This is a genomic window from Sphingobium sp. YR768, from assembly GCF_900111125.1.
GTDB lineage: Bacteria > Pseudomonadota > Alphaproteobacteria > Sphingomonadales > Sphingomonadaceae > Sphingobium.
On the sequence record NZ_FOGE01000002.1, the window covers coordinates 312,127 to 327,587 of the forward strand.

15 protein-coding genes and 1 riboswitch are annotated in these 15,461 nt (G+C 67.7%); of the genes, 1 reads left to right on the forward strand and 14 read right to left on the reverse strand.

What is annotated here, in order from left to right; translation table 11 throughout:
* Positions 1 to 29: 29 nt before the first annotated feature.
* From bluB to cbiE, 7 genes are read right to left on the reverse strand one after another with little or no spacing between them, the layout of a single operon-like run.
* Positions 30 to 677, reverse strand: a complete 648-nt coding sequence (bluB, locus tag BMX92_RS03890) for a 5,6-dimethylbenzimidazole synthase (RefSeq protein WP_093012150.1) — start codon at positions 675 to 677, stop codon at positions 30 to 32.
* On the reverse strand, positions 674 to 1,279 hold the full coding sequence (gene cobO, locus BMX92_RS03895) for a cob(I)yrinic acid a,c-diamide adenosyltransferase (RefSeq protein ID WP_093012153.1): 606 nt from the start codon (positions 1,277 to 1,279) through the stop codon (positions 674 to 676). The genes bluB and cobO overlap by 4 nt, the downstream gene beginning before the upstream one ends.
* Positions 1,276 to 2,031 carry a precorrin-6A synthase (deacetylating) gene (gene cobF / locus BMX92_RS03900; protein WP_093012155.1) on the reverse strand — a complete coding sequence of 252 codons (756 nt, stop codon included), beginning with the start codon at positions 2,029 to 2,031 and terminating at the stop codon, positions 1,276 to 1,278. The genes cobO and cobF overlap by 4 nt, the downstream gene beginning before the upstream one ends.
* Entirely contained in the window at positions 2,028 to 3,335 is a 1,308-nt protein-coding gene (locus tag BMX92_RS03905) for a cobyrinate a,c-diamide synthase (protein ID WP_093012158.1), read from the reverse strand. Before BMX92_RS03905 ends, cobF begins: the two co-directional genes overlap by 4 nt.
* A complete protein-coding gene (gene cobM, locus BMX92_RS03910) occupies positions 3,332 to 4,117 on the reverse strand; it encodes a precorrin-4 C(11)-methyltransferase (RefSeq protein ID WP_093012161.1) in 786 nt (261 codons plus the stop codon). The genes BMX92_RS03905 and cobM overlap by 4 nt, the downstream gene beginning before the upstream one ends.
* Positions 4,114 to 4,479 (reverse strand): cobalamin biosynthesis protein, encoded by a 366-nt coding sequence (locus tag BMX92_RS03915; protein ID WP_093012164.1) that lies wholly within the window; start codon positions 4,477 to 4,479, stop codon positions 4,114 to 4,116. Before BMX92_RS03915 ends, cobM begins: the two co-directional genes overlap by 4 nt.
* Positions 4,476 to 5,681, reverse strand: coding sequence for a precorrin-6y C5,15-methyltransferase (decarboxylating) subunit CbiE (gene cbiE / locus BMX92_RS03920; RefSeq protein WP_093012167.1), 1,206 nt, complete (start codon positions 5,679 to 5,681; stop codon positions 4,476 to 4,478). Before cbiE ends, BMX92_RS03915 begins: the two co-directional genes overlap by 4 nt.
* Here cbiE and BMX92_RS03925 point away from each other — a divergent pair.
* Positions 5,680 to 6,429, forward strand: a complete 750-nt coding sequence (locus BMX92_RS03925; RefSeq protein WP_093012170.1) for a cobalt-precorrin-6A reductase — start codon at positions 5,680 to 5,682, stop codon at positions 6,427 to 6,429. The genes cbiE and BMX92_RS03925 overlap by 2 nt on opposite strands.
* Here BMX92_RS03925 and cobJ read toward each other — a convergent pair.
* The 7 genes from cobJ to BMX92_RS03960 form a co-directional block, all read right to left on the reverse strand.
* Positions 6,405 to 7,154, reverse strand: coding sequence for a precorrin-3B C(17)-methyltransferase (gene cobJ / locus BMX92_RS03930; protein ID WP_093012173.1), 750 nt, complete (start codon positions 7,152 to 7,154; stop codon positions 6,405 to 6,407). The genes BMX92_RS03925 and cobJ overlap by 25 nt on opposite strands.
* Positions 7,151 to 7,873 (reverse strand): precorrin-2 C(20)-methyltransferase, encoded by a 723-nt coding sequence (gene cobI, locus BMX92_RS03935; protein ID WP_093012617.1) that lies wholly within the window; start codon positions 7,871 to 7,873, stop codon positions 7,151 to 7,153. The genes cobJ and cobI overlap by 4 nt, the downstream gene beginning before the upstream one ends.
* Positions 7,874 to 7,878: 5 nt before the next feature.
* Positions 7,879 to 8,508: a precorrin-8X methylmutase gene (locus BMX92_RS03940; RefSeq protein ID WP_093012176.1), complete on the reverse strand. Its 630-nt coding sequence runs from the start codon at positions 8,506 to 8,508 to the stop codon at positions 7,879 to 7,881.
* Complete coding sequence (locus tag BMX92_RS03945) at positions 8,492 to 9,619, reverse strand: cobalamin biosynthesis protein CobG (RefSeq protein WP_093012179.1); 1,128 nt, start codon at positions 9,617 to 9,619, stop codon at positions 8,492 to 8,494. Before BMX92_RS03945 ends, BMX92_RS03940 begins: the two co-directional genes overlap by 17 nt.
* Positions 9,616 to 12,855 carry a cobaltochelatase subunit CobN gene (cobN, locus tag BMX92_RS03950; RefSeq protein WP_093012182.1) on the reverse strand — a complete coding sequence of 1,080 codons (3,240 nt, stop codon included), beginning with the start codon at positions 12,853 to 12,855 and terminating at the stop codon, positions 9,616 to 9,618. Before cobN ends, BMX92_RS03945 begins: the two co-directional genes overlap by 4 nt.
* Before the next feature lie 9 nt (positions 12,856 to 12,864).
* Positions 12,865 to 13,902, reverse strand: a complete 1,038-nt coding sequence (cobW, locus tag BMX92_RS03955) for a cobalamin biosynthesis protein CobW (RefSeq protein ID WP_093012185.1) — start codon at positions 13,900 to 13,902, stop codon at positions 12,865 to 12,867.
* A 188-nt stretch (positions 13,903 to 14,090) separates the two neighbouring features.
* Positions 14,091 to 14,312, reverse strand: a riboswitch (cobalamin riboswitch).
* A 36-nt stretch (positions 14,313 to 14,348) separates the two neighbouring features.
* Positions 14,349 to 15,395, reverse strand: a complete 1,047-nt coding sequence (locus BMX92_RS03960) for a HoxN/HupN/NixA family nickel/cobalt transporter (RefSeq protein ID WP_093012620.1) — start codon at positions 15,393 to 15,395, stop codon at positions 14,349 to 14,351.
* Positions 15,396 to 15,461: the final 66 nt, after the last annotated feature.

Here is a 15,461-nt window from a genome sequence, read left to right on the forward strand (position 1 = left end):
AAAGGACGGCCCGGTGATCCGGGCCGTCCCTATCGTTCGAACAGGCGGTCGGTCAGCGGCTCGCGCGCCTGCCAGCCGCGTTGCTCCAGTTCCGGCGTGTCGGACGCCTGCGCCGGATAGCCGATGCACAGCAAGGCGATCAGCGTCCATTCGCCCGGCACGTCGAGCATCGCCGCCAGCGCCGCCGGATCGACGATCGACACCCACCCCATGCCGATCCCCCGCGCCCGCGCCGTCAGCCACAGGCCATGGATCGCCATCACCGTCGAATAGCGCAGCATTTCGGGCATGGTGGCGATACCCAGCCCATGGCCCGCGACCGGCCGATCGTCGGAAAAGACGGCGAGGATTTCCGGCGCCTCCCGCAGGCCATGCAATTTCAGGCTGCGATACTGGTCACGCTGAGCGGGATCGGCATAGCGCTCCGCCGCCGCCAGCACCTGCCCATCGACATGATCGGCAAGGCGCGCGCGCCGCTCGCCCGATCGCACCCGCACCAGCCGCCAGGGCTGGGCATGGCCGACCGAAGGCGCCAGACTAACATTGGCCAGCAGCGCCTGCATCTCCGCGTCTGGCACCGGATCGCTACGAAAATGGCGCACGTCCCGTCGCCAGCGCATCAGCGCGTCGAGTTGCACCCCGAAAGCCGCATCGAAATCCGGCGCGGCATCGGTCAAAATTCGATGCCCCTCTGCGCCTTCACCCCCGACCGGAAGGGATGCTTCACCATCACCATGTCGGTGACGAGGTCCGCCGCCTCGACCAGCGCATCGGGCGCATTGCGGCCGGTGATGATCACATGCTTCATCGGATCACGGGCGTTAACCACGGCCAGCACGTCTTCCACCGGCAGATAGTCGTAGCGCAGCACGATATTGAGTTCATCGGCCAGCACCATGGCATACCCAGGATCAGCGATCATCCTTTTCACCTCGTCCCAGGCGGCGCGGGCATTGGCGATGTCCCGGCTGCGATCCTGCGTATTCCAGGTAAAGCCTTCGCCCATCGGCTTGAATTCGACATGGTCGGGGAAAGCGTCGAACACAGCCTTTTCCCCCGTCGCCATCGCGCCCTTCACGAACTGGACGACACCGACCTTCATGTCATGGCCGATGGCGCGCACCACCATGCCCAGCGCGGCGCTGGTCTTGCCCTTGCCCTTGCCGGTATGGACGATCAACAGCCCCTTTTCCTGGGTCTTGTTTGCCATGATCTTTGCCTGCGCCGCCTGCTTCTTGCGCATCTTTTCGGCGTGGCGGGCTTCGTCCGCTTCGCTCATCTCGTTTCCTTCCGCATCAGATAGACATCCATGATCCAGCCATGCCGCGCCCGCAGCGCCGCCCGTTCTGCGATAATGCGCGGCCCGACTTCGCTAAGCGGCCCGGCGATCAGCGCCTGCTGCGCCATGCCCAGATAGGCGCCCCACCAGATGGTGACGCCGTCCGGATCGATCGCCTGAAACGCGCCGCCGCCATCCAGCATCACCGCAACGCTGTCCGCCTGTGCGGGCCAGCCATGGTCACGCAATTGCCGGCCGGTGGTGATGACGACCGGTTCGGCCAGTGCGTTCAGGGGGATGGCATGGGCGGCGGTCAGCGCCTGAAGGCTGCTGATCCCCGGCACGACATTGACGCGCAGGTCCATGCCCTGCCCGCGCAGCCGGTCCGCGATCCGCAGCGTGCTGTCATAGAGCGACGGATCACCCCAGACGAGCAGCGCGAGCCTGCCGCCATCGGGCAGATGCTCGGCGATCTGCGCCGCCCAGCATAGCGCGATGGCATCATGCCAGTCGCTGACCGCGCCCAGATAATCGCCCTGCGCGCGGCGGACCGGCAGGTCGAATTCGACTATGCGCGTCGCGCCGGTCAGCATATCGGCGCATATCTGCCGCCGCACCGCGATCAGGTCGCTCTTCTCCTCGCCCTTGCGCGGCAGCAGGATCAGATCGGCGGCGTTCATCGCCCGGATCGCCGCCAGCGTGAGTTGCTGCGGATCGCCGGTGCCGATGCCGATGAGGCTGAGGTCGATCATCGGGCAGGCGCGATCATGTGAAAGAAGGTGCCGGTCACATGCCCGCGATGCGACCCGGTTTCGGGCACGGCGGCGCCATCGGCATCGGTGACATGCGCCAGCGGGGCGTCCGGCTGCTCGATGATCGTCGAATAATGAAATTCATGCCCGCGCAGCGCCGTCCCGACTGCCATGCCTGCGACCGGGGCCAGCAGCGCCGCATGGCGATAGCCCAGATGCATCCGCCGCTGCGCATAGCTGGTGACGAGGCCAAGCAGCCCGGCCATCGCATGACGCTCGCCCGCCTTGTCGATCAGCGCCTCGCCCAGCACCATATAGCCGCCGCATTCGCCGTGCACCGGGCGGCTTTGCGCATGGCGGCGCAGCCCGGCGATAAAGTGCGATGCCGCCGCTATCCGCCCGGCATGGAGTTCGGGATAACCGCCGGGCAGCCAGACCAGATCGGCGTCGGCCGCGGGCGCTTCGTCGGCCAGCGGCGAGAAAGGCAATATCTCCGCCCCGGCCCGCCGCCAGCCTTCCAGCAGATGGGGATAGGTGAAGGAAAAAGCTTCGTCTCGCGCCAAAGCGATGCGCTGTGCCGGCGGCGACGGCAGACCATCGCCCTGCCCCAGCACCTTCCCCCGTGCCGCCTGCCGGATCGCCTCCAGATCGGCATGGGCGCGCAGGAAAGCCGCATAATCGGCGATGGCGCGATCCAGATCGGGATGCTCGACCGCCTGCACCAACCCCAGATGCCGCTCCGGCAGCGTCAGGTCGCCGCGTCGGGGCAGCGCCCCCAGCACCCTGATCCCCGCTGCCTCCATGCCCCTTCGCGCCAGCCGCTCATGGCGCGGACTGGCGACGCGGTTCAGGATCACGCCGGCAAAGGGCAGGTCGGGATCGAAACGGGCAAAGCCCAGCGCAGTGGCGGCGGCGGACTGGGCCTGCCCCGATACGTCGATCACCAGCACCACCGGCCAGCCCATGCGTTTGGCGATATCGGCGCTCGCGCCATGGCCGGTCCCGCCCACGCTGGCGACGCCATCATAGAGCCCCATCGATCCTTCGGCGATGACGAGGTCCGCGCCAGTCGCCTCTCCCGCGATGGCATCGATCAGGCCGGGCGTCATCGCCCAACTGTCGAGGTTGAAGGACGCCCGGCCGCAGGCGGCACGATGAAAGGCCGGATCGATATAGTCCGGCCCGCTCTTGTAGGGCTGGACGATCAAACCATCTTCGCACAGCGCCCGCAACAGCCCCAGCATCACCGTGGTCTTGCCGGTGCCGGAGGCAGGCGCGGCGATCATCAGGCCGGGGACGCTCATTCGCTGGACTCCGCAAAGTGCGAATCCGCCGATTGCGGGCGGAAACGCCGGTCATAATCGGGCGCGTAGAGGCTGCTTTCGGCGAAATCTGGCGCGCCCAGCACTTGTCCCACAAGGATCAGGGCGGTGCGCTCCATGCTGCCGGCGACGGCCTGTTCTATGGTGGAAAGGGTCGCGCGGACGATGCGCTGGTCGGGCCAGCTAGCCCGCCACACCACCGCCACCGGACAGTCCGCGCCATGATGCGGGGTCAGATCCGCCACCGTCTGCGCCAGATTATGGATCGACAGATGGATGGCCAGCGTCGCGCCGGTCGCGCCAAAGGCGGCAAGGCTTTCGGCCGGCGGCATGGCGCTGGCGCGGCCGGGCGTGCGCGTCAGCACCAGCGACTGGGCGAGACCCGGCAGGGTCAGCTCCGCCTCCAGCGCAGCGGCGGCAGCGGCAAAGGACGGCACGCCGGGCGTCACGTCGAAAGGGATGTCCAGCGCCCGCAAACGCCGCAACTGCTCGCCCATCGCCGACCAGATCGACAGGTCGCCCGAATGCAGCCGCGCCACATCATGGCCCTCGGCATGAGCGGCGGCCATTTCGGCGATGATATCGTCCAGCGACAGTGGCGCCGTATTTACGATCCGCGCGCCGGGCGGGCAATGGTCAAGCAGCGCCGCCGGGACCAGCGATCCAGCATAGAGGCATACCGGCGACGCCGCGATCAGATCGCGCCCGCGCAGGGTCAGCAGGTCGGGCGCACCGGGACCGGCGCCGATGAAGTGAATGGTCATATGGTCGGCCTCTGGGCAATGGCGCAGGTCGCCATATGGTCGGACGAGATGCAGCGATGGACGATCAGCCGCGCACCGGGGCCGGCGGCGGCCAGCGCAGCGGCTTCGCAGACGCTGCCTACCCCACGTTCGGCCAGACTGGGAACGGAGCGGGTCGGCGTGACGATGGCGGTCAGCGCGTCAGGACTGACGCCGATGACGGGCAGGCCCAAATCCTGTGCCAGTGCCTCCAGCAAAGACAGCTTGTCCTGCGGCGCGGCCAGATGGGTGATGGACAGGCGGCCATGCCGCGCAGCCTCCAGCGCCAGATGCAGCGACTCCACCGTCGCTCCCGTGCGAAAACCGAAACCGGCAACGATCATAGGGTGACGCTCCATTGCACCAGCGGATAACTGGCGCGCCAGCCCCGCCGCGACCCGATCGGCGCGACTTCGGCCAGATCGATCCGCAACAGATGGCCGCCCTTCTCCGCCTGCCAGCGCACCAGCAGGGCTTCGGACTCCAGCGTCACCGCATTGGCCACCAGCCGCCGCCCGGCTGGCAGCCGTACCCAGAGCGTTTCAAGCAAGGCCTGCGACAGCCCCCCACCGATGAACACCGCATCCGGCACGCCGTCGGGAAGAAAATCCGGCGCACGACCGGTCAGGATCGCGATCCGGTCAACGCCCAGCGCATCGGCATTGGTCCTGATCCGCGTGGCACGCACCGGATCATACTCCACGGCGACCGCCCGATTGGCGGGATGGGCGAGCAGCCATTCGATGCCGATCGATCCCGACCCCGCGCCAATGTCCCACAGCAATTCACCCGGCCGGGGGGCCAGCGCCGACAAGGTCAGCGCGCGCACCGGCCGTTTGCTGATCTGGCCATCATGGTCGAACCAGTCGTCGCTGATCCCCGATGCGCAGGGCAGCACCCTTCCCTCACCCATACAATCGATGCCGATCGCGACAGGATGCTCGACATCGTCAGGGATAGGCGCATCAGCGCGGACCAGCCGCACCCGTTCGCGCGGTCCGCCCAGCGCCTCAAGGATATGTAGCGCCGACGCGCCAAAGCCCTGATCGCCCAAATATGCAGCCACCTCTCCCACCGCCGTACCATCGCGCAGCAGCGCCACGATCCGCCGCCCCGGCACCAGATGCGGCCGCAACCGCGTCACCGGCGCGGCATGCAGCGCGACGGAGGTCATATCCTGCACCGCCCAGCCCAGCCGCGCCGCCGCCAGCGCAAAGGTGGAGGGCGCGGGATGCGCCACCCACTCGCCCGGCTCCAGATGCCAGGTCAGGCTGCTCCCCGCCCCGAACCAGAAGGGGTCGCCCGACGCCAGCATCACCACGCGCCGCCCTCGCTGCGCCAGCAGCAGCGGGATGCCGTCCGCAAAGGGGACTGGCCATTCGATCGCCCGCCCCTTATGTTCGCCCAGCAGCGCCAGATGCCGGGCCGGTCCCATGACCAGCTCCGCCGCGTCGATCGCCGCGCGGGCCGGTGATGCCAGCCCGTCCCATCCATCCTCGCCCACGCCGACGATCGTCAGCCATGGCTCTTCCGGACGCTCAGCCATGCGCAACATCCTGATTTTGGGCGGCACCACCGAAGCGAGCGCGCTCGCCCGGCTGCTGGCGGAACGCGGCGAACGGCCGACGCTCAGCTATGCCGGCCGGGTCGACAATCCCCGGCCGCAGCCGGTGCCGGTGCGGGTCGGCGGTTTTGGCGGAACGGAAGGACTGGCCGCCTATCTGCGCCAGCAAGGCGTCACCCATCTGGTCGACGCCACTCATCCCTTCGCCGCCATGATGAGCGGTAATGCCGTCATGGCGGCACGACAGACCGGCGTCCCTCTCATCGCCCTGACACGCCCGGCCTGGCCCGCGGAATCGGGCGATCGCTGGACCCATGTGCCCGACATAACCAGCGCGATCGCCGCGCTGGATGGCCCCGCCCGGCGCATCATGCTGGCGCTCGGCCGGATGCACGCCGATGCCTTCGCCGCCCAGCCGCAGCATTTCTACCTGCTGCGCTTCGTCGATGCGCCGACCGTGCCGCCCGCGCTGCCAAACCATCATCTGCTGGTCGATCGCGGCCCCTTCGATGCCGATGGCGACATGCGGCTGATGCAGGATCATGGCATCGACCTGATCCTCTGCAAGAATGCCGGCGGCACCGGCGCGCAGGCAAAGCTGATCGCCGCCCGGCGGCTCGGCCTGCCGGTCCTGATGATCGACCGGCCAGCTTTGCCCGACCGGCTGGAAGTCCATGATCCACATATAGTTCTTCACTGGCTGGATCATGCAACCGACCGGGGCGTGTAGAGGATCGGCGCCCCGGCGCGCGGGATGACCCGCGTCTGGCTCGACCCGATGATGACCATGGTACGCATGTCCGCCATGTCCGGCTTCGCCTGTGACAATGGCACGATATTCAAAACCTCTTCCGGCGTCGAAACGGCGCGCGCGAACAGGATCAGACGATCATCGCCGCAGGTTTCGCGCAACAGGTCGAGCGTGCGGGCGAACCCCTCCGGCCGCGCCTTCGACCGGGGATTATACAGCGCAATGGCAAAGTCCGCTTCGACCGCCAACCGCAACCGCCGCTCGATCAGTTCCCAGGGCTTCAGATTATCCGACAGGTTGATCGCGCAGAAATCATGCCCCAGCGGCGCACCCGCCCGCGCGCTCGCCGCCAGCATCGCGGTAATGCCGGGCAGCACCCTTATGTCGATGTCGCGCCATGCCTCCGGCCCCGCCTCCAGCGCCTCGAACACCGCCGCCGCCATGGCGAAGACGCCCGGATCGCCCGACGACACCACCACCACGCGCCGCCCCGCCGCCGCCATCGCCAGCGCATGCGCCGCCCGCTCTCCCTCTACCCGATTGTCGGTGGGATGCAGGGTCAGCCCCTCGCGCGGCGCGACCCGCGCGACATAGGGGATATAGCCGACAATATCGGTCGCCTGCACCAGCGCCGCCGTGACTTCCGGCGTCACCAGCGCCTCGCTGCCCGGCCCCAGACCGGCAACCATCAGCCAGCCGCTCATGGCCTTCGCCCCTGCCCGTGGATCAGCAGGATCGAGAAATAGGGGGTAACGCTGTCCGCCTCCCGCAAAGGAGTCACCTTCTGCTCCGGCATGGCCGCATGTTCGACCAGCCAAGCCTCCGCCTCCCGCCCGGCCGCCGCCACCGCGCGGCGCAGCTTCGGCAGGTTGCGACCGATCTTCATTACCACCAGCGCGTCGGTATCGCTTATGCGACGAGCCAGATCCTCCTCTGGCAAAGTCGCCATCAGCACCGTCAGCACATCGTCGCCCCAGGTGATCGGCGCGCCGCTCGCCGTCCAGGCCCCCGCCATCCCGCTGATCCCCGGCACGATCCGCACCGGCACCACGCCGGTCAGGCGGCTGTGCAGATGCATGAAGGACCCATAGAAAAAGGGATCGCCCTCACACAGCACCACCACATCCTCGCCGGCCTGCGCCAGCGCGGCCAGCCGGTCGGTGCAATCGGCGTAGAAGGCCGACAGGCTTTCATTATAGCGCGGATCGCTCAGCGGGATTTCCGTGGTCACCGGATATTCCATCGCAATCTCGATCGCGTCGGGCCGCAGCATCCCCTCGACGATGCGGCGCGCCTGACCGGGGCGACCGGCCTTGCGGAAATAGGCGATATGGCGCGCGCCGCGCACCAGCCGGTCGGTGCGCACGCTCATCAGATCCTGCGCGCCGGGGCCAAGGCCCACGCCATGGATGGTGCCGGGCATGTTGCTCATTCCGCGCGGCTCGCCAGCGCGTTGATCGCCGCCACGGTGATCGCGCTGCCCCCCAGTCGGCCTTCGACGACGCAGCAAGGCACGGGCTGTTCCGCCCACAAGGCCGCCTTGGATTCCGCCGCCCCGACAAAGCCCACCGGGCAACCGATGATCGCGGCCGGACGCGGACAGGCCGGGTCAGCCAGCATATCGAGCAGATGGAACAGCGCGGTCGGCGCATTGCCGATCGCCACCACCGCCCCCGCCAGATGCGGCCACCAAAGCTCCAGCGCGGCGGCAGACCGGGTATTGCCCATGGCGCGCGCGCGTTCGGGCACCGATGGATCGCCCAGCGTGCAGATCACGCCATTGTCGGCGGGCAGGCGCGCGCGCGTCACCCCTTCGGACACCATCCGCACGTCACACAGAACCGGCGCGCCCTGCGCAAGCGCGCCGCGCGCCGCCTGCGCAAAGCCGGGAGAAAAACGGATATGCTCGGCCAGATCGACCATGCCCGCCGCGTGGATCATGCGAACCGCAACCGGCTCCTCTTCGGGCGAGAAACGCTCCAGCGCCGCTTCCGCCCGGATGATGCTGAAGGACTGGCGATAGATGGCCGCGCCATCGGTTTCATAGACATGCGGCATCGGTCACTCCCAAATGGGCCAATATGTCGGAATGGGTAAGGCCCGCCCGCTGCGGCGGCCCGCCGGCTTTGGCATGGCGGGCAAGGTCGTAGCGGCCCTCGCGTCCTGTCAGGCAGAGGGCCGCTGGCGCGGATCGCGCACAACCCTTGGCACAGCCGGAAACATGGAGGCGTCCGGTCACATAGGGCGCGACCTCCCGCGCCAGCGCGCGGGTTTCGACACTGGCCTGCGAGCAGGAGGGCTGACCGGGACAGGCATCGACGCGCAGCAGCGGATCGGCCGGATCATGCAGCAGGCCATCGATCGCCCTGCCCTCGCCCCCCTCGGCGATCAGCATCCGCCATGGCGTCAGCCGGATGGCGTGCGGCGCCAGTTCCGCCAAAGTCGCTGCGTCGATCTGCCCGAACGGCACGCCATAAAGGAAACCAAGCGCATGCCGCCCCGGTCGTAGCGGCAGGACAGGTGTCGCCGCCGCGACATCCCCCTGCGCCCAGTCCGGCAGCGCCGCCTTGTGCCGCACCATGCGTCCGGCTTCGCGGCCACCGCTGGCGACGAACCAGTGCGCCAGGGCCAGCAGCGCATCGACGGCACTGCTCCGCGTCACCGCCGCGCCGGTCGGCCTGCCTGCCGCGCGCAGGATCAATCCGCCCTGCGCACCTGGCTCGATCCGGAAATCGCCCGCCTTACCCATCAACAGAGGCGCGGGGCCGGCATCGATCGCAAAACCCACCTTGGCCGGCAAGTCGGGAAACTCCGCGAGCCGATCGGCCCATTCGGCAGCGATACAGACCGTATCATCCCCCGTTTTCCAGTCCGGTGCGACCAGCAAAGAGTTGCGCGCCTCCATAACCGGATCGGCATGGACAAGGTTCAGTCCGACCAGTTGCGCGACAAGAGGCCGCCAGTCCCGCTCGCTCACACCGCGTATCTGGAGATTGGCGCGGCTGGTAAGGTCGATCAGGCCATTGCCATAGCTCATCGCCGCGTCACACAGACCCGCCAGTTGCGCGCCATCGATCCGTCCCATCATCGGACGCACCCGCACCAGCAGGCCATCGCCCGCCGCCATCGGATGCCAGGCATCGGGGCACCATCCCTTGATCACACTCATGGCGCATCCCCCAGACTGGCGAGAATCGAATTGCGCCGCGTGCGCCACAGACCGGCCGCATGAAGCGCCGCAAAACGCGCTTCCATCGCCGCCAGCGCGCCGGGATTGGCAGCGCTCAGGAAAGCCCGAACCTCCGCCCGCCCCAGCGTCGCATCATGATAAAGATCGAACAGATGATCCGGCACGCTGCCTGCCAGATGCGCAAAAGCGCCCAGATGATCGAGCGTCGCCGCCAGTTCCGCCCCGCCGCGAAAGCCATGGCGCATCATGCCGTCCACCCAGCCGGGATTGGCAGCGCGCGCACGCACCACGCGGGCAATCTCCTCGGTCAACGGTCGCGCCGCCAGTCTCGCCGGATCGCGCGCGTCGAGATGGTAAAGCGCCGCCTTGCCCCCGACCACCGCCTGCGCGGCGGCAAAGCCCGCCTCATGCGCGGCATAGTCGGCAGCAAGCAACAGGTCGGTTTCGGGCAAATCCTGCGCATGCACAAAGGCGTCGGCCGCCGCGACGCGCGCGCGCAGGCCATCCGCATCCCGCGCATCCACGTCCAACGCCTGATCGGACGCCGCAAGCCACGCCTCACCGGCCGCCCGGCGCGCGTCGTCGGTATAGATTTCCGCCGCATCGCCCATGTTCAGCCCATAATGGCCGGGCTGCGGCCCATAGACGCGCGAGGCGGGCGCCGCCCCCGCAAAGGGGTTCCAGTCGCCCGGCTCATCCCTTTCGCACAGCGCACGCACCGCCTGCCCGAACAACACAGGCAGCGTCGGGAAGGCGTCCCGAAACAGGCCCGACACCCGCAAAGTCACGTCGATACGTGGCCGATCGAGCATCGCCAGCGGCAGGATTTCGATCCCCGTCACCCGCTCCGACGCGAAATCCCAGACCGGCTTGGCGCCCAGCAGATGCAGCGCCATGGCATAATCCTCGCCCGCCGTGCGCATCGTCGCCGATCCCCACAGGTCGACCACCAGCCCCTTCGGATAATCGCCATGGTCCTGCAAATGCCGGCGGATCAATTCCTCGGCCAGACGAATGCCCTGCGCATGCGCCGCGCGCGATGGCACGGCGCGCGGATCGACCATGAACAGGTTGCGGCCGGTCGGCAGCACATCGGTCCGCCCCCGATGCGGCGATCCCGATGGCCCCGGCGCAACCCGCCGCCCGTCCAGCGCCGCCAGCAGACCATCACGCTCCGCCACGCCTTGCTCGCCGCGGCCGAAGATATGGAGGCCGTCGCCATATTGGCTTTCCTTGACGTCGCAAACGAAGCGGTCGATCCGGCTGATCGCCTCGGCCGGGGACAGGCTGGCGTCGATGCCCAGTTCCGCCTCCAGCCCCAGCGCCCGCGCCTCCTCGCTTATGTCAGCCTGCAACCGCTGCCGCCGCGCCGGATCAAGCCCGTCGGCATTGGAAAATTCATCGAGCAGCGCCTCAATGCGCCCCAGCCCGGCCCCCTGCCGCGCAGGCGCGAGCGGTGGCGGCGCATGGCCAATCGTGACCGCGCCGATGCGCCGCTTGGCCTGCGCCGCCTCGCCCGGATCATTGACGATGAAGGGATAGACGACCGGCACTGGTCCGATCAGCGCTTCGGGCCAGCAGGCGTCGGACAGCGCAACCGCCTTACCCGGCAACCATTCCAGCGTGCCATGCGCGCCCATATGGACCAGCGCGTCGATCCCCTGCGTCCGCAGCCACAGATAGAAAGCGACATAGGCATGGCGCGGGCAGCGCGACAGGTCATGATAACTATCGGCGCGATCATGCGTGAAACCGCGTTCCGGCTGGAGCGCAACGACCATCGCGCCACGCCGGACAGCCGGGAAATGGAAAGCCCCATCCCGCACATCGGGATCGCTGTCCGGCACGCCCCATGCTGCATGCAGATCATCGCGCAGCGCGGCAGGCAGAGATGCCAGCGCGCAGTGATAATCGCCTAGGGGCCAGTTCAGACATTCGCCCTGAAGATCGACAACCAGATCCCCCGCCGCCTCGACCGCATAGCCAGCCCCGGCCAGGTCGCCGATCATCGCCTCCGCCGAAGCGATCGCATCCAGCCCCACCGCATGCGCCATCTGATGCGCCTTGCCGGGATAGGTCGACAGGATCAACGCCAGTTTCCGCTCCGCCACCGGGCGCTGGCGCAGACTAACCCATGCTGCGATCCGATCGACGATCGCCGCGATCCGCTCCGGGTGCGCCCGATGCGCGCCGCGCGCAAATTCCAGCGCGGGGTCGCGCGTCTGCGCTTCCTTGAAACTCGCCACGCCGGCAAACAGCCGCCCGTCCACTTCGGGCAGCACGACATGCATGGCGAGATCGGCGGGCGACAGGCCCCGCGCCGATTCCTGCCACGCCCGCCGTCCCGATGTCGCCAGCGCGAGTTGGAACACCGGCACGCCCGCGCCATCGAGCGGGGTCGTGCCATCCTCCCCCCGCGCGGAAAAGGCGGTGGCATTGATGATCGCGGCCGGCGCATAGGCCTTCACCCGGCCCGCAATCTGATCCCGCATCTCAACCGGCTTGAGCGACGGCGCGAACAATCCGATCATGTCGAAACCCCGCGCGGCGAAGGCATCACGCAGCGCCTCGAACGGCTGGGTATCGACAGCGGTCAGATAGGATCGATAGAAGACCAGCAGGATGCGCGGCCGCTCTGTCCGGCTTTCGAAAACCGCCGGAGACGCCAGATCGCCATCCCACGCCCCGACCATCGGCAAAGGCGCAACCGGCGCCTCCGCCCCGCTTAGTCCGGCAGCGCCCGCCAGCAGCCCCAGCGCCGCCTGCGCTGCCACCGCACCGCCCTCGTCACAAAGCCGCGCCAGTTCCCGCAACGCAGCAGTTGGCACGGTCGAGGCAGCCTCCAGCCGCGTATCGGGCCGCCCGTCCCCCGGCAGCACCGCCAGCGCGATCCCCCGCGTCCGCGCCAGCGCCTCGACCTGTTGCAGGCCATAGGTCCAGTAGGATGCGCCGCCGATCAGCCGGATCAGGATCGCCTTCGCCCCGGAGAGCGTCCGTTCGATATAGGTGTCGACCGACAGCGGATGCGCCAGCGCCGCCAGATTGGCGAGCCGCAACCTCGGCAGCGCGCCGCGCGCGCCATGCCATCCCGCCGCGAAGGCGGCCAGATCGCTGTCAGAAAAGGACAGGAAGACAAGATCGGCGGGCGTCTGCCCCAGATCCTGCGGGACAGCCGCTTCCTCGATCCCATGGGTCTCGCGGAAGATGACGTGCATCGGGGTGGCTCAGCCTTCCAGCACGGCCCGGATCGCGGCCTCATCGATGCGATCATGCTCGGCGATCACCACCAGCGCCGTCGCGCGCGCTTCGTCGGGGCGCCAGGGCCGGTCATATTGGTGGCGCACCCGCGCGCCCACCGCCTGCACCAGCAGCCGCATCGGCTTGCCGGCCACGGCGGCATAGCCCTTCACCCGCAAAATCTGCTGCTCGCGCGCCAGCCGCTCGATCCGCGCGGTCAGGTCGGCGGGATCGACAATCTCGCCCAGCGTCAGGACGATGCTGTCGAAATCCTCATGCTCATGATCATCCTCGCCATCATGGTGCGATGGACGCGCCGCCAGATCATCCTCCGCCGCCGCGTTCAGGCCCAGCAGCACACGCGGATCGATCACCCCGTCGACCAGTTCGATCACCGGCAGCGGTCGCGGCGTCTCGGCCGCAATCACCGCGCGGGCGGCGGCGACGCCTTCCGGCCCGGCAAGGTCCGCCTTGGTCAGCAGCACCATGTCGGCGCAGGCCAGTTGGTCCTCGAACACTTCGGACAAAGGCGTTTCATGGTCGATGCCCGGATCGGCCAGACGCTGCGCCTCCAGCGCTTCCAGATCGGGCGCGAACCGCCCATCCGCCACCGCTTCCGCATCGGCGAGCGCGATCACGCCGTCGACGGTGATGCGCGATCGGATCGCCGGCCAGTCGAACGCCTTGAGCAACGGCTTGGGCAGCGCAAGCCCGGACGTTTCGATCAATATATGGTCGGGCCTCGGCTCCAGCGCCAGCAGCGCCTCGACCGTGGGAATGAAATCATCGGCGACCGTGCAGCAGATGCAGCCATTGGCCAGTTCGACGATATTTTCCGCCGGGCAATCGGGAATGGCGCAGCTTTTCAATATGTCGCCATCGACGCCCAAAGTGCCGAATTCATTGACGACCACCGCCAGCCGACGCCCGCCCGCATTGCGGATCAGATGGCTGATCAGCGTGGTCTTGCCCGCGCCCAGAAAGCCGGTGACGATAGTGACCGGCAGCTTGGCCAGATCGGACATAATTCTCTCCCGCGCGCCGAACGACGACAGGCGGGGCTTGCCGGCATCCCATCAGGACGCCAGCCGACGCGCGACGACGGGCGGACGCGACAGGGCGCCCGGCATCCCGCACCGTGCAGCCCCAGCCGCACGATTTCGTCGCTCAGACGGAAGAAACTACCGTGCCATGGCCATCCCCTGGACCAGAGCAAGAGCGACCAGACGCCGGCAGGTCTCCTGGCTCGCGGGTCAAGGCTTGATGCGCGCCTTCCCAGACCGGATGGTCCAGTGGCCGCTCTCGCAAGGAGAGCATGCGCATCGCGCTCGCCGCTTACAGTTGCAGGGACAGCCGCGGAATTGAGGGGGCAAGCCCCTCTCACCGCATTCCCATTTGAAGCCCCTTGCGGGGCACCGGCGCGATCAATGTTCGTCGCCCTAGACCAATTTGGCGGCCAAGCCAACTTTGTTCAGCCAGCCGTCCGCACTTCGATCTCGTCAAAGCGTTTCCAGCGATAAATGCCGAAGCTCAGCAGCCAGCAGAGGATGAACAGGCCGATGATGGCAAAGCCCAGACTGTTGAAATTCTCGCCCAGTTCCGCCGCAATCCGCCAGGACGCGCCCTCCAGCCCCAGCTTGTCGCCGATCAGCGCCATCGCCTCGATCCCGCCGATGACGATCGCGGCAAGCGCCGAAATCAGCGTGATGGTGATGTTGTAGTACAGCTTGCGGATCGGCTTCACGAACGCCCATTCATAGGCGCCCAGCATCACCACCCCGTCCGCCGTATCGACCAGCGCCATACCGGCGGCGAACAGGGCAGGCAGCACCAATATCGTACCGACCGCCACGCCATCGGCGGCTTGGGCAGCCGACAGGCCCAATATCGCCACCTCGGTCGCGGTATCGAAGCCCAGACCGAAGAGGAAGCCCAGCGGCGCCATATGCCAGCTACGGCTGACCAGTCGGAACATCGGCTGGAACAGACGCGCCAGCAGCCCGCGATTGCCCAGCAACAGGTCCATATCCTCCTCGACATAGGTGCCGCCCGCCCGGACATGGGCAAAGCTCTTCCACACCGATCGCAGGATCATCAGGTTCATCGCCGCGATCGCGAACAGGAAGGTCGCCGACACGCCGGTCGCCACGATCCCACCAACTTCACGGAAACTTTCGAAGCGGCTCAGCGCGCTGGCCGTCAGTGCGATCGTGACGGAGGCGATGGCGATGATCGCCGAATGGCCGATCGCGAACCAGAAGCCGACGGTGATCGGCCGCTGCCCATCCTGCATCAGCTTGCGCGTCACATTGTCGATCGCGGCGATATGATCGGCATCCACCGCATGGCGCAGCCCCAGCCCCCAGGCGAGCAGCGCCGTCCCCAGCATCAATGGCTGGTCATGAAACTGGCCAAAGGCCCACAGCCACACGGCGATATTCGCCACGATCAGCGCGGCCATCAATCCGGTCACGCGATGCCGCAGGCGCGGCGTCGAAGATTTGGACATGTCAGTCATGGGAAAAGGAAACACCCCGGCATCATGCGACAAGACAGGGGCCAGCGCGCATCGACCGGACACCAT